Annotated in this window: 15 protein-coding genes and 1 pseudogene; 5 read left to right on the top strand and 11 right to left on the bottom strand. The window is 73.1% G+C overall.

Annotated features, from left to right (window positions below):
* Positions 1–36: 36 nt before the first annotated feature.
* Together ABT093_RS31300 and ABT093_RS31305 are read right to left on the bottom strand one after the other, a co-directional pair.
* Positions 37–255, bottom strand: a complete 219-nt coding sequence (locus ABT093_RS31300; protein WP_350570175.1) for a hypothetical protein — start codon at positions 253–255, stop codon at positions 37–39.
* Positions 206–979 carry a DUF6338 family protein gene (locus ABT093_RS31305; RefSeq protein WP_350570217.1) on the bottom strand — a complete coding sequence of 258 codons (774 nt, stop codon included), beginning with the start codon at positions 977–979 and terminating at the stop codon, positions 206–208. The genes ABT093_RS31300 and ABT093_RS31305 overlap by 50 nt, the downstream gene beginning before the upstream one ends.
* Before the next feature lie 221 nt (positions 980–1,200).
* Between ABT093_RS31305 and ABT093_RS31310 the strand changes: the two genes are divergently transcribed.
* The gene (locus ABT093_RS31310) at positions 1,201–1,536 is read left to right on the top strand and encodes an alpha/beta hydrolase (protein WP_350570176.1); all 336 of its coding nucleotides are present in this window, start codon (positions 1,201–1,203) and stop codon (positions 1,534–1,536) included.
* Positions 1,537–1,969: 433 nt separating this feature from the next.
* Positions 1,970–2,338: a hypothetical protein gene (locus ABT093_RS31315; RefSeq protein WP_350570177.1), complete on the top strand. Its 369-nt coding sequence runs from the start codon at positions 1,970–1,972 to the stop codon at positions 2,336–2,338.
* 84 nt (positions 2,339–2,422) lie between these two features.
* On the opposite strand, the gene ABT093_RS31320 is transcribed toward ABT093_RS31315, so the two are convergent.
* Positions 2,423–3,811: an NAD(P)-binding domain-containing protein gene (locus tag ABT093_RS31320; RefSeq protein WP_350570179.1), complete on the bottom strand. Its 1,389-nt coding sequence runs from the start codon at positions 3,809–3,811 to the stop codon at positions 2,423–2,425.
* A gap of 144 nt (positions 3,812–3,955) precedes the next feature.
* Between ABT093_RS31320 and ABT093_RS31325 the strand changes: the two genes are divergently transcribed.
* Both ABT093_RS31325 and ABT093_RS31330 read left to right on the top strand, forming a co-directional pair.
* Positions 3,956–4,318 (top strand): ArsR/SmtB family transcription factor, encoded by a 363-nt coding sequence (locus ABT093_RS31325; protein ID WP_350570181.1) that lies wholly within the window; start codon positions 3,956–3,958, stop codon positions 4,316–4,318.
* Positions 4,319–4,353: 35 nt separating this feature from the next.
* A complete protein-coding gene (locus ABT093_RS31330) occupies positions 4,354–4,857 on the top strand; it encodes a GNAT family N-acetyltransferase (RefSeq protein WP_350570182.1) in 504 nt (167 codons plus the stop codon).
* A gap of 67 nt (positions 4,858–4,924) precedes the next feature.
* On the opposite strand, the gene ABT093_RS31335 is transcribed toward ABT093_RS31330, so the two are convergent.
* The 7 genes and pseudogenes from ABT093_RS31335 to ABT093_RS31365 form a co-directional block, all read right to left on the bottom strand.
* A complete protein-coding gene (locus tag ABT093_RS31335) occupies positions 4,925–5,980 on the bottom strand; it encodes an ArsO family NAD(P)H-dependent flavin-containing monooxygenase (RefSeq protein ID WP_350570183.1) in 1,056 nt (351 codons plus the stop codon).
* 55 nt (positions 5,981–6,035) lie between these two features.
* Entirely contained in the window at positions 6,036–7,142 is a 1,107-nt protein-coding gene (arsB, locus tag ABT093_RS31340; protein WP_350570185.1) for an ACR3 family arsenite efflux transporter, read from the bottom strand.
* Positions 7,139–7,471, bottom strand: coding sequence for an ArsR/SmtB family transcription factor (locus ABT093_RS31345; protein ID WP_350570187.1), 333 nt, complete (start codon positions 7,469–7,471; stop codon positions 7,139–7,141). Before ABT093_RS31345 ends, arsB begins: the two co-directional genes overlap by 4 nt.
* Entirely contained in the window at positions 7,449–7,757 is a 309-nt protein-coding gene (locus ABT093_RS31350) for a hypothetical protein (RefSeq protein ID WP_350570188.1), read from the bottom strand. Before ABT093_RS31350 ends, ABT093_RS31345 begins: the two co-directional genes overlap by 23 nt.
* 384 nt (positions 7,758–8,141) lie before the next feature.
* Positions 8,142–8,267 (bottom strand): annotated as a pseudogene (locus tag ABT093_RS31355) (IS630 family transposase); the annotation flags it as partial.
* A 6-nt stretch (positions 8,268–8,273) separates the two neighbouring features.
* Complete coding sequence (locus ABT093_RS31360) at positions 8,274–8,651, bottom strand: nuclear transport factor 2 family protein (RefSeq protein ID WP_350570189.1); 378 nt, start codon at positions 8,649–8,651, stop codon at positions 8,274–8,276.
* A 140-nt stretch (positions 8,652–8,791) separates the two neighbouring features.
* The gene (locus ABT093_RS31365) at positions 8,792–9,424 is read right to left on the bottom strand and encodes a class I SAM-dependent methyltransferase (RefSeq protein ID WP_350570191.1); all 633 of its coding nucleotides are present in this window, start codon (positions 9,422–9,424) and stop codon (positions 8,792–8,794) included.
* Positions 9,425–9,608: 184 nt separating this feature from the next.
* On the opposite strand from ABT093_RS31365, the gene ABT093_RS31370 reads away from it, so the two are divergent.
* A complete protein-coding gene (locus tag ABT093_RS31370; protein WP_350570193.1) occupies positions 9,609–10,040 on the top strand; it encodes an arsenate reductase ArsC in 432 nt (143 codons plus the stop codon).
* 37 nt (positions 10,041–10,077) lie between these two features.
* Here the strand turns inward: ABT093_RS31370 and ABT093_RS31375 are convergent, their stop codons facing one another.
* On the bottom strand, positions 10,078–10,455 hold the full coding sequence (locus ABT093_RS31375; protein ID WP_350570194.1) for a cupin domain-containing protein: 378 nt from the start codon (positions 10,453–10,455) through the stop codon (positions 10,078–10,080).
* Positions 10,456–10,572: the final 117 nt, after the last annotated feature.

The following is a 10,572-nucleotide window of genomic DNA, read 5'->3' on the forward strand; positions in this document are numbered from 1 at the left end:
TGCGGGGCGTGCGGGGCGGGCCGGCGGTGCGCTCCGTCAGGACGCCTCCGGACCACCGGCCTCGGGCGCCGCGGACGGCTCGGCCTCGCTCTGCGCCGTGCCCGAGGCGCCCTCGGGGCCCTGCTCGGGCTCGGCCGAGCCCTTGCCGATCCGCAGGATCCGCCGGTCGCGGTACTCCTCGATCAGGCTCTCCACCGACTGGTCGTCACCGCCGCGCTCGCGCGGACCGCTCCGGCCGTCCCGTGCCGCTGCCATCACCCTGCTCCCTCCGCGTCACCGGTACCGGTGCCCGCTCCGTGTCGGGCGGTGCCAGCAGTTCCAGCACCTCCACCTCACTGCCCTTGACGTAGACCCCGGCGGTACCTGCCACCCGGCCGAGGAAGGTCCCGTCGCTGCCGAGCCGCCACTGCGATTCCAGGTAGATGTCCTGCTGCTGCGGGAAGGCGGACACCGCCGACCGTGAACCCAGCCAGCCGCCCACCCACAGACCGCCCTTGAGCCGGATCCGCACGAAGCAGGGATCGCGGTCGACGAACAGGAAGTCCCAGGCCGTCGGAGTCGGCTCGTAGTGCGCCCGTTCGCGCCGGCGGCGCACCGCCGCCGCGCCCCAGGCCAGGCCGGACGGCACCACGACGACCAGCAGCAGCACCACGAACCCGGCCTGCCGCGGATGCCGCAGCACCCCGGCGAGCGGCCCACCGTCGCCCCTGCTCAGCAGCCGGGCCAGCCAGGGCCCCGCGACCACCGCGTAGACGGCGTCGAGGAGCCCGCTGATGGCGATCGCCCGCAGGGCCCGGTTCTGCGGCTCCTGCTCGGAGGCCTGCGGCCCGCGCAGCCGGTCGGCGACGGCCTGGTAGAAGATCCCGGGCAGTACCAGAGCCAGAAGGATGGCCAACTGCTGAACCGTGTTCGGAAGCACCCCGCCCCCTTCCCCGTCCGTGACGGCCGCGTCCACCACAGCACCGAAGCGCAGCCACACCCTAACCGAGCCACTCACCGATCCGGGCCGGATTCACCGGAGTTGACGGCCCGCCACGGGCGGCACGGTGATCCACATCCGTTCCGCCCGGCCCGCCGCCTCCGCGGGATCGCGAAGAGCGGGTACGGGTGGTCCTTCCGTGGGTTCCGTCGGGTGGTTCCCGGCCGCGTCCCGCCCGGTACGCGCGCCGCCGCCCCGCCCTGTGGCGCACCGCTGCTTCCGTGACCGCGCCGGCACGGGCGCGGCGCGACCGGGAGGACGAACATGACACGCACCCGCGGACCGCGACCGGCCTCGGCAGCCTCCTGGTCTGCCTCGACTGGCCGCGCCGACCGGTCCCGCCGACGCCGCCGGACCACCTCAAGCTGCCCGACGTGCCGGTCCTGCTGCTCGGCGGCGACCGCGACCTCGCCACACCGTACGAACTGATGGACGAGTACAACGAGTTCGCGCACCACCCGCGGACCGTGATCGTCCCCGGGGCCGCCCACTCGGTGCAGAACCGGGCCGAGAACCCGGCCGGACGCCAGGCGGTCTTCGACTTCCTGCTGCGGTAGAGCAGGCCGGCGCTCTCGATGCCATGGCGCCGAGGGCCTGGTGCCCGTCGGAAGCAGCCCCGCGCCGGCCTGCTCGTGACGATCACCGGCCTGCTCGAAGCCGCCGCCACCCTCGTCCGGACCCCTCGGCACCACGAAACCGCCGGCCGTCCCGCATGACACGGCTTGCCACCGGCGGCCGGAACCGGAGCCGGTCCAGGCTCCCGTAGGACGTCCGGTCGATTGGTATAGACATATCCGATTGATCGGCCCATGATGGAGGCCACCTCCCGAGGACGCGGACACCCCCGTCGCAGTCCTCACCCGATGCCACCGCGTGACATCCGGCCGTGGTCGATCCCGCCCCCGGACGAATTCGCGGCCACGGCGCGCAGCCGCCGACGGCACCGCCCGGAGTCTGTGCCACCCCCCGCGCGCTCGGCAAGGAGCGACGATGACCATCAGCCACGACCACCCCGTCCGGACCCGGAGCGCCGCGGTCTACCTGCGCTGTTACCCGTACGACCACTGGAACATGGACGCGCACCGATGGGCTCTGGAGGACTACGCCCACCGCCTCGCCCTCGGAGTCCCCGAGCTCTACCTGGACAACGGCGCCTCCTCCAACGAGCTGCGTCCCCGGCTGCGCCTCCTGCTCGCCCGGGCCTCCAAGGGGCAGGTCGGCACCGTCCTGGTACCCGGTCCCTGGGTCTTCTCCCTGGACCGCACCACCGCCGGCGCCGTCGTGCAGTTCCTCCACGCGGCAGGCACCCGGGTCGTGGAGCTCCCCGGGCGCGGCCCCCGCGCCGGCGCCCTCCGCTGACAGCGGGCCCGCGCGGGGCGCGCCTTCCCGCCCGGCGCGGGCGGCGTCGAGCCGTCCGGGACCGGACGGTGCTCGCGGGGGTGGTCAGCATCCGCCGCCGGCGGGGGAGCACGAGGAACCGGGCGCGGTGGTGCCCAGGGCGATCAGCTGCGGCCCGGCCGGCGCCGTCGAGCAGCAGCCTCCGCCGCCCTGGGCGGCGTCCGGCTCGTCGAAGAGGCCGGCGCCGCCGCACACCCCGGTCTCGGGGAGGGTGAGTTCGACCCGGGCGGCGGCCTCGTGGTCCCCGGCGAGGGCGGCGGCGACGGAGCGGACCTGCTCGTAGCCGGTCATGGCGAGGAACGTCGGGGCGCGGCCGTAGCTCTTCATGCCGACGAGGTAGACGTCCTTCTCCGGGTGGGCGAGCTCGTTCGCGCCGTGCGGGTAGACGGTGCCGCAGGAGTGCTGGTTGGGGTCGATCAGCGGGGCGAGGGCGGTCGGGGCCTGGAGGCGCTCGTCGAGGCCGAGGCGGACCTCGGAGAGGAAGGAGAGGTCGGGGCGCAGGCCGGTGAGGACGACGACCCGGTCGACGGGCTCGCTGCGGCGTCCGTCCTCGGCGACCAGCACCAGCTGCTCGCCCCGCGCCTCGACGGCGGCGGTGCGGAAGCCGGTGAGCGCGGTGGCGTGGCCGTTCTCGACGGCGGCCCTGGCGCGCAGGCCGAGCGCGCCGCGGGCGGGGAGCTCGTCGGCCTCGCCGCCGCCGTACGTGCTGCCGGTGATGCCGCGCCGGAGCACCCACACGGCGTGCGTGCCGTCCGCCTCCTCGGCCAGGTCCGCCAGCTGGGCGAGGGCGGTGAAGGCGGAGGCGCCGGTGCCGACGACCGCGGTGCGCCCGCCCGCGAACCGGGCGCGGACGGCCGGGTCCCGGAGGTCCGGGATGCGGTAGGAGATCCGGTCGCCGGCCGCGCGCTCGCCGAGGGCGGGCAGGCCGTTCGCGCCCAGCGGGTTCGGGGTGGACCAGGTGCCCGAGGCGTCCACCACCGCGCGGGCCAGGACACGCTCCTCCCGGCCGTCCGTGAACTCGACGTGGACGGTGAAGGGCTGCTCCTCGCGACCGGAGTCGACGATCCGGTCCCGTCCGGCACGCGCGATCCCGGTCACCGCCGCTCCGTACCGGACGCGCTCACCGAGGGTGTCGGCGAGCGGCTGGAGGTAGCGCTCCACCCAGTCGCCGCCGGACGGGTAGGCGGCGCCCTCGGGGCGGATCCAGCCGGTCGGGGCGAGCAGCTTCTCGGCGGCCGGGTCGACGACCTCCGCCCACGGCGAGAAGAGCCGCACGTGCGCCCACCCGCGCACCGCCGTGCCGGCCGACGGGCCCGCCTCCAGGACCAGCGGCTCGATGCCGCGCTCCAGCAGGCGGGCGGCGGCGGCCAGACCGATCGGCCCGGCGCCGACCACGACGACGGGGAGGGGCTGCCCGGTGGCGGAGGCGTTCACGGGGATCTCCTTTGCTTCGATATGGGTCGATGAGGTGCTGCGGCTCCAGCATCGCAGCTGCTTCGATGAATATCAACATAGACATTCATCGAATCAATGGCCGTGGGGATCGGCGCTTGATTTGACGTATGTCAACATAGATGCATGTCGAACACGAAGGCGCTGCCCGTCCTTGAGCCCGAGGCCGTCGTGCCGTGCTGCCCGCCACTGACCGACGCGTCGCTGTCCGAGGAGGACGCGGTGCGGATGGCGGCGATGTTCAAGGCGCTCGGCGACCCGGTGCGGCTGCGGCTGTTCTCCCGGGTCGCCTCGCACGAGGGCGGGGAGGCGTGCGTGTGCGACATCCAGGACGTCGGTGTCTCCCAGCCCACGGTCTCCCACCACCTCAAGAAGCTGCGCGAGGCCGGCCTGCTCACCTCCGAGCGGCGCGGCACCTGGGTCTACTACCGCGTCGAGCCCTCCGTGCTGGCCGCCATGGCCGGCATGCTGAGCGGCGTCGCCCGCTGACCCGGCCACCCCCCGATCCCCAGGAGCAGTCGCACATGTCCACTCCCGCCGTCACCGTCGCGCCGATGGCCGCAGTCCACGCGGAGCAGGTCCTCGGGATCTACCAGGCCGGCATCGACGGCGGGAACGCCACGTTCGAGACCAGGGCACCCAGCTGGGAGCACTTCGACGGGGCCAGGCTGACGGATCACCGCTTCGTCGCCCTCGACGGGGCCGGCCGGGTGCTCGGCTGGGTGGCGGTCGGTGCGGTCTCCGACCGCTGCGCGTACGCCGGGGTGGTCGAGCACTCCGTCTACGTCCACCCCGACGCCCGGGGGCGCGGTGTCGCCCGCATGCTCCTGGAGGCGCTGATCGCTTCGACGGAGGCGGCCGGGATATGGACGATCCAGTCCGGTGTCTTCCCCGAGAACGCGGCCAGCCTCGCCGTCCACGCCAGGGCGGGCTTCCGGGTGATCGGTACCCGCGAGCGCATCGCCCGCCACCACGGCACCTGGCGCGACACCGTCCTGATCGAGCGCCGCAGCCCGGCCGTCGTCTGACGGCACGGGGGTCGCGGGGCGGTTCCCTCGACCGCGTCCTTCCGGCGCCCGCCGCCCCGGCGTCCGGTCAGTTCAGGAGGCCGGTGATCTCCGCGACGGCCTGGCGGGCGGTGCGTCCGACGCCGATGAGGGTGGCGGACGCGGGGCCGGTCCAGTCGCCGTAGCCGAGGAGGTGGATGCGCGGGTCGGAGACGGCCCGGGTGCCGGTGGTGGCGATCCGGCCGCGTGCCCCGGTGCGCAGGGCCAGTGGGGCGAGGTGGACGAGGGCGGGGCGGAAGCCGGTGCACCAGACGATGGCGTCGGCCGGCCACGGTTCGCCGTCCGCCCAGCGCGGGCCGGCGGGGGTGAGGGCGGTGAACATGCGGTGGTCGGTGAGGAGTCCGGCGCGGCGGGCGGCGCGGACCGGTTCGGTGGCGACGATGTCGCCGAGGTCGGAGATGCGCGGGCCGCCGTCCTGGACGCGGCGGGTGGCGATCTCGAACAGGGCGCGGCCGTCGATCTCGTCGGGCAGCAGGCGGGCGGGGCGGCGGGTGACCCAGCGGACGGCGGCCGCGTGTCCGACGAGATCGGCGGCGATCTGGGCGCCGGAGTTGCCGCCGCCCACGACGACGACCCTCCGCCCGGTGAAGTCGGTGGCCCGGTGGTAGCCAGTGGTGTGGAGTTGGCGCCCGGTGAACAGTTCCCGGCCCGGGACGGCGGGGACGAAGGGGCGGGTCCACGAGCCGGTGGCGCTGACCAGCGCGCGGGCGTGCCAATCGCCCTCGTCGGTGCGGACGAGCAGGCCGCCGTCGCCGGCGTTCGTCACCGAGGCGACGCCGACCGGGCGGTGGACGGGGAGTTCGTAGCGCTTCTCGTACTCCGCCAGGTACTCGGCGACGTGCTCGGCGTCCGGCCACTCGGTGCCGGCCTGACCCGGCATCGGGCGGCCGGGGAGTGAGGAATAGGCGGCGGGGGAGAACAGCCGGAGGCTTTCCCAGTAGTGCTGCCACGCGCCACCGGGCGCCGGGGCGGCGTCCAGGATCGCGAAGTCGAGCCCGGCGCGCCGCAGGTGGTAGCCGGCGGCGAGCCCCGCCTGGCCGCCGCCGATCACGAGGACCTGGACGCGGTGTTCGGCGGCCGTCACCGGTCGGCTCCCGCCGGGAGCGGGCGGCCGGGTCGGCAGCGGGCGGGGCGGTCCATCAGGACTGCTCCGCCGGGCGGGTGCCGGGGGCGGTGAACCTCTCGCGCCGGGCGAGCGAGACGTGGACGAGGCCGATGAGGACGGGGACCTCGATGAGGGGGCCGACGACGCCGGACAGGGCCTGGCCGGAGGTGACGCCGAAGGTGGCGATGGCGACGGCGATGGCGAGCTCGAAGTTGTTGCCGGCGGCCGTGAACGCCAGGGTGGCGGTGCGGTCGTAGGCGAGGCCGATGGCCCTGCCGAGGGCGAAGGTGCCGAACCACATGATCGCGAAGTAGGCGAGCAGCGGAAGGGCGATGCGGGCGACGTCGCCGGGCCGGTCGGTGATGGTCCTGCCCTGGAGGGCGAAGAGGATCACGATCGTGAACAGCAGCCCGTACAGCGCCCAGGGGCCGATCCCCGGCAGGAACCTCTGCTCGTAGGTCTCGCGGCCGAGCCTCTTCTCGCCGAGGCGGCGGGTGAGGAAGCCGGCGACGAGCGGGATGCCGAGGAAGATCAGCACGTTGACGACGATCTTCGTGACGGAGAAGTGCAGGTCGTCCTGGGCGAGGCCGAGCCAGCCGGGCAGGATGTCGAGGTAGAACCAGCCGAGCAGGCCGAACGCGACGACCTGGAACACGGAGTTGAGGGCGACCAGGACGGCGGCGGCCTCGCGGTCGCCGCAGGCGAGGTCGTTCCAGATGATGACCATGGCGATGCAGCGGGCGAGTCCGACGATGATCAGGCCGGTGCGGTACTCGGGAAGGTCGGGCAGGAAGATCCACGCCAGTGCGAACATCACGGCGGGGCCGAGCACCCAGTTGATCACCAGGGACGAGGCCATCAGCTTCCGGTCGCCGGTGACGGTGTGCAGCCGGTCGTAGCGGACCTTCGCGAGCACCGGGTACATCATGATCAGCAGGCCGACGGCGATGGGCAGGGACACGCCCCCGACCTCGACCTCGGCGAGGGTGTCGTTCAGGCCGGGGACCAGGCGGCCGAGGCCGATGCCCAGGGCCATGGCGATCAGGATCCACACCGCGAGGAACCGGTCCAGGAAGGAGAGCCTGCCGACCGGTCCGGACTCGGGCGGTCCGGGGGGTGCGGTGGTCTCGGCCGAGGTCACGGGCAGGCCCTTTTCGTGTCGGCGCACGCGGTGGCGCGGGCGGTGGAGGCGAGGTCGCCGAGGAAACCGGCAAGGCTGTCCAGGGCGTCGGGGCGGAGCTTGTAGTAGGTGAACCGGCCGCAGGGCTCGGTGTCGACCAGTCCGGCCTCACGCAGGATCTTGAGGTGGTTGGACAGGTTGGTCTGCCGGGCGCCGGTCTCCTCGACCAGGTGGGTCGTGCACAGCGCCTCGCGGGCGAGCAGCGTGAGGATGCGCATCCTCAGCGGGTCGGCCACGGCTTTCAGCACGTCCACCGCGCTGGTCGCATCACTCTCTGCTGACATCACCATGCGGTGATACGTTAGTCGATGTCGACGGCGGTTCCAAGCCCGCCGGCCGGACGGCCGGGTCGACCGGGAGTCGGTGGCGGATCACCGGGGCCGGCGGCACCCGCGGGGCGTACCCCGTCTGGGCGGCCAGCTGGAAGGCGAGGATCTGGACCGAGCCGACGAAGAGCAGCGGCCGCATCGGGAGCAGCAGCAGTACGAGGACCCAGGCCACCACGCACATCAGCATGCACCTGCCGACGGCATCGGCCAGGTGGAGCGTGATCCGCACCTGGCGAATCACCTTCATGGCCCGGGCTGTCGACTGTGCCCGAGGGTCCGTCACTCCGGTGGTGCGACCGGATCGGATGCCCGACTGCCGCGCACGGTCGGCGCGACGTCCGGTGGCGCCGCGCACCGAACGGGGGCGGAACGGGGATGCTCCGGCGGTCGCGGCCGCGCTCCGGATTCCGCTTCCGGCGCGCCCCCAGGGCACAAGCGGACGAGCACGCTCGGCCACGGCGGCCACTTGCCCGCCCCGTCTGACCGGATTGCGGCACAAGCCGTCGCGCCTTCCGAATGGCCGCATTCCGCGCCCGATGTGACTGTGTGTATCCATTGCCGGCTCTCGGCATGGGCCCCCGACCGGCATGGGTCCCTAGTGATCCGACCACATGCGTTCGCCGGGTTGCTGGGCGGCCACGGTGTTCGCGGTGCCCTTGCGTCGGCGGTTGATGTCCCACAGGGCGTCGTCGCCGACCGGGCGGCAGCCGTGGAAGTAGGTGGCGCCATGGGTGCGGTGGTAGGTCGCCGGCAGCCGAAGGACTCAGGAGGCGGACGGCTCGATCTCCCCCGCGAAGACGATGACCTGGTCGATGAGGTTCCGCCGCAGATGGACGACGTCCGTTCCCGACAGGCGGGGGCCTCCATCCGGCGTCGTGAAGATCCACTGGTACCGGGCCCACTCGTCCGGCATGTCCACCGCCGAACAGCGCGCCATCGTGCCGGTCCCCGCGGGGTGGCGCCGGATGTCCAGCACGAACCGCTCGACCGCCTCGATCCCCTCGGTGCGGCCCAACGGCCCCCAGAAGACCACGTCCGAGGTGAGGGCCTGGGAGAGCAGCGCAGTGACATAGCTGTCGTCCGAGGCGTTGAACGCCGAGATGAACGTGTCGATCGCGGACTGCGCGGTCTCTTCCTGCATGCACCATTCATACCAGTTGCCTCGCGGACCGCGCTCGTCCCGTGAACCGTCGCCCGACCGTGGTGAACCATCCCGGTCGCAGCACCAGGGGCCGTCTTCAAGCCCCGTCGTCCGCCCGGCAGGCCGGGGTTGAAGACCTCCTAGGCGCGGCTCAGGATCCAGACGCCGTAGGCGTCGTTCGCGGGGTGCAGCTGGTAGGTGCCCGCCCGCAGGTCGACGCGCAGGCCGGCGGCGGTCAGGTCCGCCTCGAACTCCGCCGGGGTGCAGGTCCGGGCGTGCGGCGGCGGGTCCTGCAGGTGGAAGCCGACCAGGATCCGACCGTTCTCGCCGAGCACGTCGCGCATCGCGCCCAGTGCCCTGCGCTCCGTGCCCTCGGCCAGGTAGACGATCACGTTGCCCACGCAGACGACCAGGTCGAACGGGCCGTCGTCGGGGCCGAGGTCGAGGATGTCCCGTTCCTCGATCGGCAGCCCGGGGTAGGTCTGCCGGGCCTGCCGGACCAGGGCCCCGTCGGGCTCGATCGCGACCACGTCGTGCCCTCGCCGCAGGAGTGCCGCGGCGACCCGGCCCATGCCGGCGCCGGCGTCCAGCACCCGGGCGCCGCGCGGCAGGAGCGTGTCGGCGAGGCGGGCCTCGCCGTCGACGTCCTCGCCGGCGGAGATGAGTTCCGCGAACCGCTTGCCGAAGCTCCCGCTCTGCCCGGCCTCCTGCCAGCGGGTTCGCCGCGTCGTCACCGGTATGGGTTCTGCGTGCGGCAGCGTGATCCTGTCCATGTCCTGAATCCTATGGCGACGACGTCGGCGCCGGTCGTGGCCGCTGCGCCCGCCCATTGCCCGCTTTACATATCACTGTCGACTGACATCATCGTGTGGTGATACGTTTGCCGATGTCGTCGGCCGCTCCGGGCCGACCGCCGAATCCAGGTCGTGCGGCACCCCGTCTCCGAGGAAGAGCGAGATGACCACCTCCCCCGTAGCCTCCGTGCTGTTCGTCTGCGTCCACAACGCCGGCCGCTCCCAGATGGCCGCCGGCTTCCTCGGCCACCTCGCGGGCGGCCGCGTCGAGGTCCGCTCCGCCGGCTCCATGCCCGGCGACCAGGTCAACCCGTCCGCCGTCGCCGCCATGGCCGAGATCGGCATCGACATCTCGGAGCAGAAGCCGAAGATCCTCACCGCCGAGGCCGTCCAGGCGTCCGACTACGTCATCACCATGGGCTGTGGCGACGCCTGCCCGTACTTCCCCGGCACGACGTACCTCGACTGGACGCTGGAGGACCCGGCCGGCCAGGGCGTCGAGGCCGTCCGCCCGATCCGCGACGAGATCAAGACCCTCGTCGAGAACCTGATCGCCGAGATCGACGCCAAGGCCGCCGCGCGGCGGGAGAGCTGACGGCCGGGGTGGCCGATCCGAGGGCCTGGGGTCCAGGCTAGCCCTCGGGGTAGAAGACGAAGAGGGTGCAGCCCGCCGTCGTCTGCGGGATGTGGGAGGAGCCGGCGGGGGCGTGGATGAACGATCCCGCGGGGTAGTCGCGTTCGCCGTCGTTGAAGACGCCGGAGACCACGAAGACCTCCTCCGGGCCCGGATCGTGGACGTCGACGCCCTCCCAGCGCGTGTGCGGATCCATTTCCAGCACGTGCGCCTTCGCTCCGTCCGGGCCGCTCCACAGCGGTCGCAGCCGGATGCCGGGGAAGAGTTCGCGTGTGGGCGCGTCGTGTACGGCGCACCACACGTAGCCGGGCGGCTGTCCGCTCGTGCGCCCGGTCGTGTCCGCTGCCTGCGCCGTCCGTGAGTGCTCGGTCGTCATGGGGCAAGCCTCGTCGTCCGCGCGGTCCCGTCCCAGTGTCCCGATTGACGTTCCGGGGTACTTTTCTGCCAGCCATCGGGTGGCGGGGATCCCGGGCGACGGCGACGGCGGCAGGAC

The sequence above is a fragment of the Kitasatospora sp. NPDC002551 genome, assembly GCF_040296005.1.
Classification (GTDB): domain Bacteria; phylum Actinomycetota; class Actinomycetes; order Streptomycetales; family Streptomycetaceae; genus Kitasatospora.